Source organism: Actinoplanes sp. NPDC048796 (assembly GCF_040650035.1).
Classification (GTDB): domain Bacteria; phylum Actinomycetota; class Actinomycetes; order Mycobacteriales; family Micromonosporaceae; genus Actinoplanes.
In genome coordinates this window covers 659,996-675,827 of sequence record NZ_JBEZGO010000002.1, presented here as the reverse complement: position 1 = coordinate 675,827, position 15,832 = coordinate 659,996, and the positions used below count along the sequence as shown (strand labels likewise).

The 15,832-nt window shown below is 70.7% G+C and carries 12 protein-coding genes and 1 pseudogene; 9 read left to right on the top strand and 4 right to left on the bottom strand.

Annotation, left to right across the window (positions count from 1 at the left end):
* Positions 1 to 8 precede the first annotated feature (8 nt).
* Together AB0C26_RS11425 and AB0C26_RS11420 are read left to right on the top strand one after the other, a co-directional pair.
* Positions 9 to 1,697, top strand: coding sequence for an insulinase family protein (locus AB0C26_RS11425; RefSeq protein ID WP_360245388.1), 1,689 nt, complete (start codon positions 9 to 11; stop codon positions 1,695 to 1,697).
* Positions 1,698 to 2,041: 344 nt separating this feature from the next.
* Positions 2,042 to 3,544, top strand: a complete 1,503-nt coding sequence (locus AB0C26_RS11420; protein WP_360246530.1) for a molybdopterin-dependent oxidoreductase — start codon at positions 2,042 to 2,044, stop codon at positions 3,542 to 3,544.
* Positions 3,545 to 3,724: 180 nt separating this feature from the next.
* Here AB0C26_RS11420 and AB0C26_RS11415 read toward each other — a convergent pair whose 3' ends face one another.
* On the bottom strand, positions 3,725 to 4,114 hold the full coding sequence (locus tag AB0C26_RS11415; RefSeq protein WP_097322711.1) for a WhiB family transcriptional regulator: 390 nt from the start codon (positions 4,112 to 4,114) through the stop codon (positions 3,725 to 3,727).
* 231 nt (positions 4,115 to 4,345) lie between these two features.
* Here AB0C26_RS11415 and AB0C26_RS11410 point away from each other — a divergent pair, with 231 nt between their 5' ends.
* Positions 4,346 to 5,194, top strand: coding sequence for a response regulator transcription factor (locus AB0C26_RS11410; protein ID WP_360245385.1), 849 nt, complete (start codon positions 4,346 to 4,348; stop codon positions 5,192 to 5,194).
* Positions 5,195 to 5,415: 221 nt separating this feature from the next.
* Here AB0C26_RS11410 and AB0C26_RS11405 read toward each other — a convergent pair whose 3' ends face one another.
* Positions 5,416 to 5,823, bottom strand: coding sequence for a DUF5319 domain-containing protein (locus AB0C26_RS11405; RefSeq protein ID WP_360246528.1), 408 nt, complete (start codon positions 5,821 to 5,823; stop codon positions 5,416 to 5,418).
* A gap of 122 nt (positions 5,824 to 5,945) precedes the next feature.
* Between AB0C26_RS11405 and guaB the strand changes: the two genes are divergently transcribed.
* From guaB to AB0C26_RS11390, 3 genes are read left to right on the top strand one after another with little or no spacing between them, the layout of a single operon-like run.
* A complete protein-coding gene (gene guaB / locus AB0C26_RS11400) occupies positions 5,946 to 7,433 on the top strand; it encodes an IMP dehydrogenase (RefSeq protein ID WP_360245382.1) in 1,488 nt (495 codons plus the stop codon).
* 8 nt (positions 7,434 to 7,441) lie between these two features.
* Complete coding sequence (locus AB0C26_RS11395; protein WP_360245379.1) at positions 7,442 to 8,560, top strand: GuaB3 family IMP dehydrogenase-related protein; 1,119 nt, start codon at positions 7,442 to 7,444, stop codon at positions 8,558 to 8,560.
* 9 nt (positions 8,561 to 8,569) lie between these two features.
* A complete protein-coding gene (locus AB0C26_RS11390) occupies positions 8,570 to 9,985 on the top strand; it encodes a M1 family metallopeptidase (protein WP_360245377.1) in 1,416 nt (471 codons plus the stop codon).
* A gap of 3 nt (positions 9,986 to 9,988) precedes the next feature.
* On the opposite strand, the gene AB0C26_RS11385 is transcribed toward AB0C26_RS11390, so the two are convergent.
* Positions 9,989 to 11,056: an LCP family protein gene (locus tag AB0C26_RS11385; RefSeq protein WP_360245374.1), complete on the bottom strand. Its 1,068-nt coding sequence runs from the start codon at positions 11,054 to 11,056 to the stop codon at positions 9,989 to 9,991.
* Positions 11,057 to 11,185: 129 nt separating this feature from the next.
* Here AB0C26_RS11385 and AB0C26_RS11380 point away from each other — a divergent pair, with 129 nt between their 5' ends.
* The 3 genes from AB0C26_RS11380 (at position 11,186) to guaA (ending at position 15,558) form a co-directional block, all read left to right on the top strand.
* A complete protein-coding gene (locus AB0C26_RS11380) occupies positions 11,186 to 12,973 on the top strand; it encodes a S8 family serine peptidase (protein WP_360245371.1) in 1,788 nt (595 codons plus the stop codon).
* A gap of 104 nt (positions 12,974 to 13,077) precedes the next feature.
* Positions 13,078 to 14,001: a S8 family serine peptidase gene (locus AB0C26_RS11375; RefSeq protein WP_360245368.1), complete on the top strand. Its 924-nt coding sequence runs from the start codon at positions 13,078 to 13,080 to the stop codon at positions 13,999 to 14,001.
* Positions 14,002 to 14,010: 9 nt separating this feature from the next.
* Entirely contained in the window at positions 14,011 to 15,558 is a 1,548-nt protein-coding gene (guaA, locus tag AB0C26_RS11370; RefSeq protein ID WP_360245365.1) for a glutamine-hydrolyzing GMP synthase, read from the top strand.
* Here the strand turns inward: guaA and AB0C26_RS11365 are convergent.
* A pseudogene (locus AB0C26_RS11365) lies at positions 15,500 to 15,763 on the bottom strand (PspC domain-containing protein). The gene guaA and the pseudogene AB0C26_RS11365 overlap by 59 nt on opposite strands.
* Between the last annotated feature and the right edge of the window lie 69 nt (positions 15,764 to 15,832).

Below are 15,832 nucleotides of genomic sequence, written 5' to 3'. Positions count from 1 at the left end.
GGCTCCTGATGATCAAAGAGCTCGACGTCGACGGCGTACCCACCCTGCTCGCCCCCACCACCGGCCCGTCCCACGCCGGCCTCGCCTTCCGCGTCGGCTTCGCCGACGAGCCGCTGCACCGGCGCGGCATCACCCACCTGGTCGAACACCTGGCCCTGTACTCGACGGGAGTCGCCGACTACCACTACAACGGCGCCACCGGGGTCGAGTACACGTCCTTCCACATGCAGGGCTCGGACGACGACCTGGCCGGCTTCCTCACCGGCGTCTGCTCCTCGCTGCGCGACCTGCCGATGGGCCGCCTGGCCGTGGAGAAAGACCTGCTCCAGGCCGAGGCGAACGGCCGTAACCAGGGGGCGGCCGACAGCATGCCGCTCTGGCGGCACGGCGCCCGCGACTACGGGATGCCGAGCTACCCCGAATGGGGCCTGCCCGGCATCACCGAGGACGACCTGCGGGCCTGGGTGAGCCGCTACTTCACCCGGGAGAACGCCGTGCTGTGGGTGGCCGGCGACGGCGTACCGGAAGGACTGAAGCTGGACCTTCCCAGCGGTACGCGTCAGCCGGCGCCCGCGCCGTCCATGGCGCTGCCGGTCACGCCGGCCTACTTCACGGCTCACTCCGGGGTGCTGGTCTGGGACGCCGAGGTGGCCCGGGCCGCGCGGAGTTCGGTCTTCGCCGGAGTCCTGGAGCGCGAGATGCGGCGCGAGCTGCGCCAGGAGGCCGGGTTGTCGTACACGGCCCAGGCGAGCTACGAGCCCCTCGGCGCCGACCGGGCGCTGGTGACGGCGGTGGCGGACTCGCTGCCGGACAAACAGGACGCGGTCCTGGGCGGTTTCGTCGACGTGCTGGCCGCCTTGCGCGCGGGCCGGATCGACGAGGCGGACGTGGCGGCGGTGGTGAAGCAGCGGGCCGAGGCGCTGCACCACGCCGAGGAGCAGGGCGCCCGGCTCCCCGGCCAGGCGCTGAACCTGCTCGCCGGGCGGCCGGTGCAGAGCGCGGACGAGGCGATCGCGGAGACGCGCGCGGTCGGGCCGGCCGACGTGGCCGAGGTGGCCGGCGCGGCCTGCGCCAACGGCCTGCTGATGGCCCCGCGCACGCGAGCCGACTGGGCGGGCTTCACGGTCGCGCCCAGCCACTCGGAGTCGGCGGTGCCGGGCACGGAGTACGCGTCGTGGGAAGCGCCGGACGAAACCCTGATCATCGGGCCGGAGGGCGTCAGCATCGTGCGTGCGGGCGAGGCGGCGACGGTACGGTTCGACGCCTGCGCCATAGTCCGGGCCTGGCCGGACGGAGCGCGGTACTTCGTCGGGCACGACGGCATCGTGGTGGGAATCGAGCCGACGCTGTGGTCGGGGGTGGCGGCGGCGCTGCCCTGGCTCGACGCCCACTCGCCGGCTGCGGTCCGGGTCGACCAGCCGCCGCGCGACCCGGCCCAGATCCCCCAGCCGGAGCACCGCGCGGCGGCGACCGCGAACCGGCGCGAGGGCCCGGCGATCTCCCCGCTCGGCACGCGGATCATCGGCATCGTGGCGCTGGTGCTGGCCGCCCCGATCATCGCCGTCGTCAACGGCGACGGCCCCCGCGACGCCTTCGGCATAGCGGCGACGATCGGCATCCTGGCCGTCGTGGTCGCCGCCGGCCTCGCGGGCGGCCTCGGCGTCCTCCGCTTGCTGGCCCGCCTGCGCCGCCGCTGATCCTGGGCCTGCCGACTCCGGGGTCCACTGGCGCTGAGCTTGTTGCTGTCGGCGTGCCGGGGTGGCGACGTTGAGGTTGGGATGGTCACTTCGTCCTGAGGCCGGTGGGAGAGCAGGATGGGGGTGTGAATCTTTCGGTGCGCTGTGGGCTGTCCGGGGTGGCGGCGGCCGCGGTGGCGGTGGGTGCCGCCGAGGTGGTCGCGGTTCTGACCGGGCCGCTGTCGGCTCCGCTGCTCGCGGTGGGTGGCGTGGTGGTCGACAACGTTCCGGGGCCGGTCAAGGACTTCGGGGTCCGGGTGTTCGGCGTGCACGACAAGACGGCGCTGATCGTGGGGACGGCCGTTCTGCTGGCGATTTACGCGTACGGGGCCGGGTTGCTGGCGGCCCGTCGCTGGTGGGCCGGGGTGGCGGGGGTCGGGCTGTTCGCGGCGATCGGGGTGGCGGCCGCCATGACGCGTCATGACGCGGGGGTGTTCGCCTGGCTGCCCACGGTGGCGGGGGCGGCGCTCGCCGTGTGGGTGCTGCGCAAGCTGCTTCAGCTGGCCGGAGCCCCGTCGGTCGCCACCGTCGGCAGCGCGTGGACGCCCGCCGCGACGCCAGCCGGATCGCGCGCGGCGAATGTCCGGGCGGGCGTCGCCGGCGTGAGCGCGGCGGGCGATGAAGGTTTGAGCGTCAGCGGGCAGGACAGCCCGCAGCGGGCGGACGGCCCGGACCACGACGGACCCGGGTCTGAGTGGCCGGGGGCCGGACAGGACTCGTACGGGAAAGGGTCCGAAAGGCTCACCGAGAGTGAGCGTCGGCGGTTTTTGAAGACTCTGGGGCTGGCGGCCGGATCGGCGGTCGTGGCTGGGGTGGTGGGGCGGCTGCTGACCGGGCGGCAGGCGGTTCAGCGGGCGCGCAGCGAAGTGGTGTTGCCGCCGCCGCGGCAGGCGCCGCCCACTGTGCCGGCGGGTGTTCAAGTGCCGGGGGCGACGCCCTATGTGTCGAAGAATGCGAACTTCTATCGGATCGATACGGCGCTGTATCCGCCGCAGGTCGATCCGGCGACGTGGGAGTTGCGGATTCACGGGATGGTGCGGAATCCGATCACGCTGACCTGGGAGCAGCTGCTTCAGCGGCCGATGATCGAGCGCTATGTGACGCTCGCGTGCGTGTCGAACGAGGTCGGCGGGGATCTGATCGGTAACGCGTTGTGGCTGGGTACGCCGATCAAGGAGCTGCTGGACGAGGCGGATCCGCTGCCGGGGGCCGATCAGGTCGTTCAGCGGTCGGTGGACGGGTGGACCTGCGGTACGCCGACGGCCGTGCTCCGGGACGGGCGGGACGCGCTGCTGACGATCGGGATGAACGGGGAGCCGCTGCCGGTCGACCATGGGTTCCCGGTGCGGATGGTGGTGCCGGGTCTGTACGGGTATGTCAGCGCCTGTAAGTGGATCACCGAGATCGAGCTGAGCCGGTTCGAGGACTTCGACGCCTACTGGGTGCCGCGCGGGTGGTCGGCTCAGGGGCCGATCAAGACGGAGTCGCGGATCGACACGCCGCGGGACGGGGCCAAGCGCGACGCCGGGCCGGTGGTGATCGGCGGGGTGGCGTGGGCGCAGCACACCGGGATCGCGAAGGTGGAGGTTCAGGTCGACGACGAGCCATGGGCGGAGGCCACTCTCGCGGCGACCGTCTCGGTGGACACGTGGCGGCAGTGGAGCTACACGTGGCAGGCGACCGCGGGGGAGCACCGGCTGCGCGTGCGGGCCACCGACCGGAACGGGCAGACCCAGACGAGCACCCCGGCGCCGCCGGCGCCCGACGGGGCCACGGGCTGGCACGCCGTCAAGGTGACTATCGCCTGACCAGAACGCGCGCGTGCCACTTCGTTGAAGGCCGCACTACCGGTCCGTCTCGAAAGCGCAAGTCGCTCATACGGTGGCTTGCATGTCCACCGATGCGGTTGTTGAAGAACCGTCTGACAACCCGACCCGGCCCCCGGAGGGGGACCGGATCGTCATGATTATGCCGGGCGTGGGCCGGCGTCAGGCCGCCGGCGCCTGCCGCTGCGCCGGCACCGCCGACTTGTGGGGCCGGCCGAGGCGGGCCTCGAGACGAGCAAGGTCGACACGTCCGTGATGACGGTCGGCGAGGTCCTCCCAGCCGACAGCGAGCAGCCGCAGCCGCTCCGCTTCGCTGAAGCCTCCCCAGACCCCGTACGGCTCACGGACCGCGAGGGCGTGGGCGGCGCACTCGGCCCGAACCGGGCACGCGCCGCACATGGCCTTGGCTTTGGCCTCCCGGCGGTTGCGGGACGAACCGCGCTCACCATCGGGGTGGAAGAACTGCGCACTGTCCCGGCCACGGCACAGTCCCAGTCTCTGCCAATCCCAGAGATCGGCGATGGGCCCGGGCAGTCTGCGAACGTTCGACATGAAAAACCCTCCTCCCGCGTGGCCACGCGGAGTGTGGTCATGAGGGCCCTTGCTCAGGCCTGCCGCCGTGGTACCCCGGTGATCCCTGAATCACACGCACCACGTCGATGTCTTCTGAAGCCGCATGACATCGGTCGAGCAACTGATACCGATCTTTCCCATTTTTTCCATCTAAAGCGCGTAATGCTGCGGCCCTCGCGTGATCTCCTCTGAGAGAGAAGGAGGATCACTGTGCGTACCGTCCTCGTGTGCGTCCGTACCCCGCTGGCGGCCCAGACCGTCGCGTCCACCGCGGCCCGGCTCGGCATGACCGGCGTCGTCCGGACCGCGGTCAGCGAGACCGAGGCCATGATCCGCCTGGCTGAACGGCCGGCTGAAGTGGTCCTGGCTGACACCGCCGTGACTCGTCCCGACAGCGTCGGCTTCACCCGGCGCGTCCTCGCCCGTGCCCCGCAGGCACAGGTCGTCCTCTTCGGTGCCGAGGACCCGCGCGTCGCCGCGGCGGCCGTGGCCGCCGGCGCCCGCGGAGTCATCCGTGGCGTGGAGCACGACCTGGTCAGTGTGGTCGCCAAGGCGCTGCTGCTGCTCCTGCTCCCGGTACGCCCGCAGGGCATGCCGATGAACGGGGCCAACGCCCAGCCGGCCACCGTGGCCGGGGGCGCCCGCAACAGCAATTCGACGGCGGCCCGGGCCGCCTATCAGAACGGTCTCAGCGTGGGTTCGCCCAACGCGGCGGCCGTGCCGGCCATGCTGCCCAACTCGCCGATGGTGCCGGCGCAGCGTGGTGATGCCCCGATCGATCCCGCCACCGGCCGGCCGATGGTGGCCTGGCCGGGCAACGAGACCCAGGTCGGCGTGGCCGATCCGGCGCCGGCCGGACGGCGGCTCACGCTCACCGAGCGCGAGTTGCAGGTCCTGCGGGGGATGGCCGACGGCAAGAGCAACGCCGAGATCGGCCGGGAGCTCTTCGTCTCGGAAGACACCGTCAAGACCCACGCGCGGCGGCTCTTCCGCAAGCTGGGGGCCCGAGACCGCGCTCACGCGGTAGCAGCGGGCTTCCGAGCCGGACTGGTCGCGTAGCTAACTACCCACACCGCAATCGCCGCCGTTGAGGAGGCATGTGATTTTTCGACGCCCGCGGGGTTTGCGGGTGGCGGAAAATTGCCTGCCTCCTCAACGGTTACAAGGCGATTGCCCGCGGAGCGAAGCGGAGCCAGCCAGCTCAGTGTTTGCGGGTGGCGGAAATTGCCCGCCTCCTCACCGGTTACAAGGCGATTGCCCGCGGAGCGCAGCGGAGCCAGCTAGCGCTGCGATTCCCCCTCGTCTGTTCCTTCGGTCAGGGTGTCGTGTACGCCGTCGGCGTAACCGCGGGCGTACTCCCATGTGACGTAGTGATCGGGGTCCGGGTCGTAGGCCGGCTCGTGCACGCGCGGGCGCCCGTTGGTCAGCAGATGGCGCAGGTTGCCGCGCAGCAGATCCCAGTCGAAGTAGTGCGGCTCGTGGCAGTCCTCACACTCGATGACGAGGCCGCGGATGCCGGTCGGGCTCAACAGCGCCTGGTAGATCTCCAGGTCGGAGAGATCCTCGAGGACGTCCTGCCGTTCGGCCTCGGACAGCGGCTCGGGCTCGGCGTCCTCGCTGAGGTCGTCGAGCTCGGCGGCCGGGTCGGTGGGGTCGCCGTTGAACGGGTCGATCGGCTCTTCTTGCACCCCCATACCGTACTCACCTCCGGTAGATGTGTGCTGGCCCGCACGGCCGGTCCGTCCGCCCGGGTGTCCCGAGGTGGATAGGTACGATGAACCATCCGTCCTCTTGCAGTTAGGGATGCTCCGTGGAGACAGATTCCGCTCGTACGGTTCCGCTAGGTCTGACTTTCGACGACGTGCTGCTCCAGCCCGGCGAGTCGGACATCGTGCCCAGCCGGGTCAACACCAGGACTCGCCTGACCCGGAACATCGAGTTGACCATCCCGCTGCTGTCGGCCGCGATGGACACGGTCACCGAGGCGCGCATGGCCATCGCGATGGCCCGTCAGGGCGGCATCGGCGTGCTGCACCGCAACCTCTCGCCCGAGGACCAGGCGGCCCAGGTCGACCTGGTGAAGCGCTCCGAGTCCGGCATGATCACCAACCCGGTCACCTGCAGCCCGGACGACACGCTGCGCGAGGTCGACCAGCTGTGCGGGCGCTACCGCATCTCCGGTGTGCCGGTGACCGACGCCGACGGCGTGCTGGTCGGCATCGTGACCAACCGCGACATGCGCTTCGTCACCGACGAGAACGCCAAGGTCCGCGACGTCATGACCAAGATGCCGCTGATCACCGCGCCGGTCGGGGTGAGCAAGGACGAGGCCCTGGGCCTGCTGCAGAAGCACAAGATCGAGAAGCTTCCGCTGGTCGACGAGAGCGGCCGCCTGCGCGGGCTGATCACGGTGAAGGACTTCACCAAGAGCGAGCAGTTCCCCGACGCGACCAAGGACGCTCAGGGCCGGCTGCGGGTCGCCGCGGCGGTCGGCGTCGGCGACGAGTCGTACAAGCGGGCGCGCGGCCTGATCGACGCCGGTGTCGACGTCATCATCGTGGACACCTCGCACGGTCACCAGCGCCAGGTGCTCGACATGATCGCCCGCCTCAAGCGGGACACCGCGACCGACATCATCGGCGGCAACGTGGCCACCTTCGCCGGCGCCAAGGCGATGGCCGAGGCCGGCGCCGACGCGGTCAAGGTGGGCGTGGGCCCGGGCGCGATCTGCACGACGCGCATCGTGGCGGGCGTCGGCGTCCCGCAGATCACCGCCATCATGGAGGCGGCGCGGGCCTGCGGCCCGGCCGGCGTCCCGGTGATCGCCGACGGTGGCATCCAGTACAGTGGCGACATCGCCAAGGCGCTCGTGGCCGGGGCCGAGACGGTCATGCTGGGCGGCCTGCTGGCCGGCTCCGAGGAGAGCCCCGGCGACCTGATCTTCGTGAACGGCAAGCAGTACAAGTCGTACCGGGGAATGGGCTCGCTCGGCGCCATGCAGTCGCGGGGGCAGGCCAAGTCGTACTCCAAGGACCGCTACTTCCAGCACGATGTGCCGGAGGAGAAGCTGGTTCCCGAGGGCGTCGAGGGCCAGGTGCCGTATCGTGGGCCGCTGTCGCGGGTGGTCAGCCAGCTCGTCGGCGGGGTTCGCCTGGCCATGGGCTACGCGGGCGCCGAGACGATCCCTGACCTGCAGGAGCGCGGCCAGCTCATCCGGATCACCGCGGCCGGCCTCAAGGAGAGCCACCCGCACGACATCCAGATGACGGTAGAGGCCCCTAATTACCACTCCCGTTAGGAACTGAGATGCGCGACGTAGTGGAGATCGGTCTCGGCAAGACCGCCCAGCGGGGGTACCACCTGGACGACATCGCCATCGTCCCGAGCCGGCGCACGCGCGACGTGGACGACGTGTCCACCGAGTGGCGCCTCGACGCGTACCCCTTCAAGATCCCCTGCGTCGCGCATCCGTCCGACGCCACCATGAGCCCGGAGTCCGCGGTCGCCCTGGGCCGCCTCGGCGGCCTGGGCGTGCTCAACGCCGAGGGCCTGTGGACCAGGTACGAGGACCCGACCAAGATCCTCGAGGAGCTGGCGTCGCTCGACGAGGACGCCGACGCCACCAAGCGCCTCCAGGAGGTCTACTCCGAGCCGATCAAGCCGGAGCTGATCGCCGAGCGGGTGCGGACCATGCGCGAGGGCGGTGTCACCGTCGCCGTGCGGGTCTCGCCGCAGCACACGCTGGCCCTGGCCCCGGTGGTCCTCGACGCCGGCGTCGACCTGCTCGTCATCCAGGGCACCCTGGTCAGCGCCGAGCACGTGTCCACCACGGACGAGCCGCTGAACCTCAAGGAGTTCATCGCCGACCTCGACCTGCCGGTCATCGTCGGCGGCTGCACGGACTACAAGACCGCCCTGCACCTGATGCGCACCGGCGCCGCCGGCGTGATCGTCGGGGTGGGCGCCGACGAGTGGTCCACCACCGACACCGTCCTGGGCATCCGGGTGCCGATGGCCTCCGCGATCGCCGACGCCGCGGCCGCCCGCCGCGACTACCTGGACGAGACCGGTGGCCGTTACGTTCACCTGATCGCGGACGGTGGCATCTCCACTTCGGGTGATATCGCTAAGGCGATCGGGTGCGGCGCGGACGCCGTGATGCTCGGTGAACCGCTCTCGCTGGCCGAGGGAGCGCCCGCCGGAGGGGCCTGGTGGCACTCCTCGGCGAGCCACCCGCAGCTGCCCCGGGGTGGCTTCTGCATCGCCGGTGAGCCCGACGGCACCCTCGATGAGCTGCTGTTCGGCCCGGCCGACCGGCCCGACGGCCAGCTCAACCTGTTCGGCGGACTCCGGCGCGCGATGGCCAAGTGTGGCTACAGCGACGTCAAGGAGTTCCAGAAAGTCGCGCTGGTCCTCGACCGCTAACCTCGCGCCATGAGGCGTGCAGCGATGGTGCTCGCGGTCACTCTGGTGGCCGCGAGCGGGTGCTCGGGAGACGACGGCGGCAAGCCCGCGCCGGCGGTCAGTTCGTCGTTCAGCGCCGGCTCCGACGGGGCCGGCGACCCGTACTTCCCCAAGTACGGCAACGGCGGGTACGACGTCGCCGCGTACGACCTGAAGGTGAAGTTCGACCCGAAGACGGATCAGCTCACCGGCACGGCCACGATCACCGCGACCGCCACGCAGGATCTGTCGTCGTTCAACCTCGACCTGTCCAAGCTGGCGGTCAGCGCCGTGACGGTCGACGGCGCCAAGGCCACCTCGGCGGCCTCCGGGGCCGAGCTGACGATCACCCCGTCCGGCGGCATCGGCCGGGGGCGTGAGTTCACCACGGTCGTCGAGTACGGCGGTAAGCCGTCCCGCCTGGCGAACTCCACACTGGGCGACGGCGGCTGGCTCGAGACGGCGACCGGGGCGATCGCGCTGGGCCAGCCCGAGTCGGCCAGTACGTGGTATCCGGTGAACGACCACCCGTCCGACAAGGCGACCTGGCAGCTGGAGATGACAGTGCCGTCCGGGCTCGAGGCGATCAGCAACGGCGTCCAGGGTCCCACCCGGGACGCCGGCGGCTGGACGACGTGGACCTGGACCGAGAGTTCGCCGATGGCCAGCTACCTGTCCTACGTGGTGATCGGGCAGTACCGGATCACCACCGGCACCCACGGCGGCAAGCCGATGATCACCGCCGTCGCCGACTCGCTGCCGGCCGGCGGCCCGGCCGCGGCGTCGATCGCCAGGACCGGCGAGATCACCGACTTCCTGGCCACCAAGTTCGGGCCGTACCCGTTCGACGCCAACGGCGGCGTGGTCGTCGACGAGCAGCGGATCGGCTACGCGCTGGAGACGCAGAGCCGGCCGGTGTACGGGCCGTCGTTCTTCGCCGGCGGCGAGAACGAGACCGTGGTCGCCCACGAGCTGGCTCACCAGTGGTTCGGCGACAGCGTGGCGCTTCAGCGGTGGCAGGACATCTGGCTCAACGAGGGCTTCGCGACGTACGCCGAATGGCTGTGGGACGAGCACGAGAAGGTGCAGACCGTCGAGCAGGCCTTCGACGACACGTACGAGAACTACGGCTGGCTCCAGACGCCGGAGACGACCGGCGACCCGGGCGCCGGGCGGATCTTCGGCGACGCCGTCTACCAGCGCGGCGGCATGACCGTCTACGCGCTGCGCAAGACCATCGGCGACGCGGCCTTCGACAAGCTGCTCAAGCAGTGGACGGCTCAGCACCGCGACGGCAACGCCACCACCGACGAGCTGATCGCCCTGGCCGAGCAGGTCTCCGGCAAGCAGCTCGACGCCTTCTTCCAGAAGTGGCTCTTCGAGAAGGCCAAGCCGCCGAAGCCGTAGCTCCTATTTGTCGACGAGCTTGGGGTGGCTCGCCAGGTAGGCGGCGGCCTTGCCCTGGGCGACGGCGGTGACGAAGCCCTTGCCCTCGGCGGTCAGCCGCTCGCCGAGGTAGCCGCTGCCACCGCCGACCCCTTCGCCGGGCAGCGTGACCCGGGTGATGTCCTTCGCGGTCAAATTCCGCAGTGCGTACGCGTACTCGACCGGCCGCCGCCCGCCCAGGTAGACCAGCGTGTCGCCGAGCGCGGAGACCAGAGACTCGAGCGCGGCCGGATCGTCGGCCAGGTCGCGGCTCAGCGCCTTGTCGAACAGCGCCGAGACCAGCTGGCGCTGGTGGCGCTGCCGGTCGTAGTCGCCGTTGGGCAGGCCGTAGCGCTGGCGCGCGTAGTCGATCGCCTGCCAGCCGTTCAGGTGCCGCCGGCCGGCCTGGTAGACGGCCTGCGGTCCGATGTAGTCACCGCCGGAGAGCGGCCGCAGCGTGCCGTCCGGTTTGCGGTGCCGCGACTTGACCGTCTGGTCGATCACCAGGTCGACCCCGCCGAGCTGGGCGGTGAGCCGTTCCAGGCCGCCGAAGTTGAGGACCGCGCCGGCCTGGAACTTCTTGATGCCGGTGTACTGGCTGATCGTCCGCGAGAGCAGTTCGTAGCCCTTCTTGACGTCCCGCTTGTCGCCGGCGCCCCGGCTCATCGCCTCGGTGAGCTTGTGGTTGCCGCCGCTGTAGCTGACCCGTAGGTCGCGCGGCAGCGAGTAGAGGTAGGCCTTCCGCAGCCCGGGCTCGACGTGCAGCAGCATGACGGCGTCCGCGTGCGGCTGCCAGTCGGGGATGCTGACCCGGGTGTCCACACCGATCAGCAGCAGGTCGAGCGGGCCGGTGATGTCGGCCCCGGGCGAGGGCGGCGCCGTGGTGGGCGCGGCGCTGGGCGGCGCGGCCGTAGGATCCACCGAAGTCGACGGAGCGGGAGCGGCTTCGGGCTTGTCCGAGCCGGACCGGACCGCCCAGGCGATGCCCGCGCCGACGAGCAGCACCAGGACGACCGCCGCGCCGATCCATAGACCAAGCCTGCTGTTCCGCATGGCGGAACAGTAATTCAGGATGATCACCAGCTCAATGGTGGCCCTTTCCCGCACTGTGAAACCGGTCATTGTGTTTCACCCGATCGGCCGTACGCTGGCCGCCGCCATAAACGGGGGAGGCAGGCTTCGATGAAGCTCACCAAACGACGGATCACCGTCGGCGCGATCTCCACGACCGTCGTCCTGGCGATGACGAGCGTGACCACCTGGGCCATGGCCGACACCAAGGCGGCGGCCCCGCAGTCAAGCTCGCCGGTACGCCTGGTCGTCGGTTACAAGGACGGCGCCAACCGCGCCGCGGCCACCAATACTCTTTCCGCCGCGGGCGCGCACAAGCTCAACGCCTCCGCCGGCGGCCTCGGTCTGGACCAGATCGGCGCGTCGACCGTGCAGGTGCCGGCCGCGCGCAGCGCCGCGACGATCGCCGCCCTGCGCAGCGACCCGAACGTGGCCTACGTCGAGGTCGACCGGCAGCGCACGGCGTCGCTGGTCCCCAACGACGAGACCTACCGCGAGGGCGAGCAGCCCGAGATCGACGAGGTCCGCGCGCCGCTGGCCTGGGACACGACGACCGGCGGGGCCTCACCCGTCAAGATCGCGGTCATCGACACCGGCGTGAACGCGGTCGGCGACCTGGCCGGCGCCGTGCTGCCCGGCTACGACTTCGTCAACAAGGACGCGTCCCCGGCCGACGACAACAACCACGGCACCGAGGTCGCCTCGCTGATCGCGGGTCGCGGCAACAACACCAAGGGCATGGCCGGCATCTGCTGGACCTGCAAGATCATTCCGGTCAAGGTGCTCGACCGCCGCGGCAGCGGCTGGGACAGCGACGTGGCGGCCGGCATCACCTGGGCCGTCCGGAACGGCGCCAAAATCATCAACCTGTCGCTCGGCGGCCCCGGCTCCTCCAAGGTGCTGGCCGACGCGGTGGCCTACGCCAACACGAACGCCGTCCTGGTCGTGGCCGCCGCCGGCAACCAGGAGGACAACGAGCCGCTGACCACCCGCTCGTACCCGGCGGCCTACTACGACGTGGTCTCCGTCGCCGCCACCGCCCGCCGGTCGAACGCGCTGGCCTGGTACTCGTACCGCAACAAGGCGGGTGACAACTGGGTCGACCTCGCGGCGCCCGGCACCGTGACGGCCATGGACCGGTACGGCAACTACAACAACACGGTCGAGGGCACGTCGTTCGCGTCGCCGATCGTGGCCGGCATCGCCGGTCTGATCAAGGCGAAGAACCCGACCTTCACCGGCTGGTCGCTGATGAACGCGCTGTACAACTCGGCCGCCCAGCACAAGATCAGCGGTACCGGCGTGCTCTTCGGCAAGATCGACGCCAAGGACGCGCTGACCTACAACACCGACAAGGTGGCGCCGCGGCTGAAGACCATCAGCCCGCCGCAGAACGCGCTGGTCCGCGGCACGGCCACCATCACGCCGGCCGGCATCTCGGACAACAAGTCGGGCATCCGGATGGTCCAGCTCTTCGTGAACGGCGTGAACAAGGGCTACGCGGCCAAGGCGCCGTGGGGCGTCGCGTTCAAGACGAACGCCTACAACGGCGCGACCCGGGTCAACTTCCGCATCTTCGACAAGGCCGGCAACGTCACCACGACGCCCGTCCGCACGGTGATCGTGGACAACATCGCCCCGGCCGTGAAGATCACCTCGGCCCCGAAGAGCGGTTCGAAGATCAAGGGCACCGTGACCATCAAGTTCACCCGGTCGGACGCGCGGGGCATCAAGACGGTCCAGCTGCTGATCAACGGCAAGGTGTCGCAGGTGCGCTCGACGACCACCCCGTTCACCTTCAAGGCGAGCGCGGTGCCGAAGAAGACCACGGTGCAGCTGCGGGCGTACGACAAGGCCGGCAACGCGGGCCTCTCGGCCAAGTACACGTACAAGAAGTGAACAACCTGACCGCACCCGGGCGAGACCCGGACGGTCAGTGAGCGAACCGAAGTGAAGGGAGCCCGCCACTCTGGCCGGCTCCTTTTCGCTTTGGGGGTTCTCGCGTGCTCGGTCGGGTCGGAAAGCTGTTCGTGGGTCTGCTGGCCGGTGCCGCGATGTTCGTGGCGCCCACCGGGGACGCCGCGACGGCCTCGGCCGACGGCTGGTCGAAGCCGAACGACCCGGGCTTCTCGACCCAGTGGGGCCTCAAGCAGACGCGCGTCGACCAGGTGTGGAACACCGTCCGCGGCACCACGCGGGTGGTCGTGGCCGTGCTCGACACCGGCGTGAACCCGCTGCCCGACCTGCGCACCCGCATGCTGCCCGGCTACGACTTCGTCAACGGCGACAGCAACCCGGCCGACGACAACGGCCACGGCACGATGGCCGCCGGCGTGGTCGCGGCCGGCGGCGCCAACCGCACCGGCATCGCCGGCATCTGCTGGAACTGCCGCATCCTGCCGGTCAAGGTGCTCAACGCCAAGGGCAGCGGCAGCTACACCGCCATCGCCCAGGGCATCCGGTTCGCGGCCGACCGCGGCGCGACCGTCATCAGCCTGTCGCTGGGCGGCAACACCGACAGCGACCTCCTGCGCGACGCCGTGACCTACGCCGAGGCCAAGGGCGCCCTGATCGTCGCCGCGGCCGGCAACAAGGGCGTCTCCGCCCCGCACTACCCCGCGGCCATTCCGTCGGTCCTGGCGGTCGGCGGCGTCACCGCGACCGGCACTCGCTACAGCTGGTCCAACTACGGCTCGTGGGTCGACGTGACCGCGCCCGGCTGCAACCCGGCCCAGGGCCCGTCCGGCGCGATCGGCCAGTACTGCGGCACCTCGTCGGCGGCTCCGTTCATCGCCGGCGTCGCGGGCCTGCTCGCCTCGTCGCCGTCGCAGCCGACCGCCGCCCAGATCCGCTCGGCCATCGTCGCCTCCAGGACCATGCCGTCGGGCCGGGTCGACGCTCTGAAGGCCCTCCAGGCCCTCCGGTAAACTTCCCCGGTGAGCACTCCCCGACCCGTTCTCGTCGTCGATTTCGGCGCCCAGTACGCCCAGCTGATCGCCCGCCGCGTCCGCGAGGCGCGGGTCTACTCGGAGATCGTCCCGCATTCGATGCCGGTCGCCGAGATGCTGGCCAAGAACCCGGCCGCGATCATCCTGTCCGGCGGCCCGTCCAGCGTCTACGAGCCGGGCGCGCCCGTGCTCGACCCGAGCCTGTTCGACAACGACGTGCCCGTCTTCGGCATCTGCTACGGCTTCCAGGCCATGGCACAGGCGCTGGGCGGCACGGTCGCGCACACCGGTTCCCGGGAGTACGGGCGGACCCTGCTCAGCGCGCAGGGCGGCACCCTGCTGCGCGAGCTCCCCGACGACCTGCCGGTCTGGATGAGCCACGGCGACAGCGTGGCGGTGGCGCCGCAGGGCTTCGCGGTGACCGCGTCGACGCCGGGCGCCCCGGTGGCCGCGTTCGAAGACCTCACGGCCAAGCGGGCCGGTGTGCAGTTCCACCCCGAGGTGGCGCACACCGAGCAGGGGCAGGAGATGCTCAAGCGCTTCCTGTACGACATCGCGGGCCTCGAGCCGACCTGGACGTCGACGAACATCATCGACGAGCAGGTGGCCGCCATCCGCGAGCAGGTCGGCGACAAGCAGGTGATCTGCGGCCTCTCCGGCGGTGTCGACTCGGCGGTCGCCGCCGCGCTCGTGCACAAGGCCATCGGCGACCAGCTGACCTGCATCTTCGTCGACCACGGCCTGCTGCGGGCGGGCGAGGCGGAGCAGGTCGAGAAGGACTACGTGGCCGCGACCGGCATCCGGCTCAAGGTGGTCGACGCCGCCGACACGTTCCTGGGCCACCTGGCCGGGGTCACCGACCCCGAGCAGAAGCGCAAGATCATCGGCCGCGAGTTCATCCGCACGTTCGAGGCGGCGGCCCGCGAGCTCGACGCCGAGCGGCACATCGAGTTCCTCGTGCAGGGCACGCTCTACCCCGACGTGGTGGAGTCCGGCGGCGGCACCGGCACGGCCAACATCAAGTCCCACCACAACGTGGGCGGCCTGCCCGACGACCTCCAGTTCGCGCTCATCGAGCCGCTCCGCACGCTGTTCAAGGACGAGGTTCGGGCCTTGGGTACGGAGCTGGGCCTGCCCGACGAGATGGTGCAGCGCCACCCGTTCCCCGGGCCCGGTCTGGCCATCCGCATCATCGGCGCGGTCGACCGGGAGCGGCTCGACCTGCTGCGCGCGGCCGACCTGATCGCCCGCGAGGAGCTGACCGCGGCCGGCCTCGACCGCGACGTCTGGCAGTTCCCGGTGGTGCTGCTGGCCGACGTGCGCAGCGTCGGCGTGCAGGGCGACGGCCGCACGTACGGTCACCCGGTCGTGCTGCGCCCGGTCTCCAGCGAGGACGCCATGACGGCCGACTGGTCGCGGCTGCCCTACGACGTGATCGCCAAGATCTCGACCCGGATCACCAACGAGGTGCGCGAGGTCAACCGGGTCGTGCTCGACGTGACGAGCAAGCCGCCGGGCACCATCGAGTGGGAGTGACCGCTCACCACTCCTCCGGCATCAGGAACCACATCACGGGGTAGGCGAGCAGGGCCGCGCCCCAGGTGGCGGCGGCCAGCACGACGAAGGCGACCCGGACCAGCACCGGGTCGATGCCGAAGTAGCGGCCGATGCCGCTGCAGACGCCGGCCCCGACACGGTCGTCCTTGGGGCGGCGCAGGAGTTTGTAGGGTGCCTCGTTCATGCCCCAATGGTGGGACTGAACGGGGCCCTACGACCTCAGGTGAGGCCCGGATACGTACCCTGAAATGAT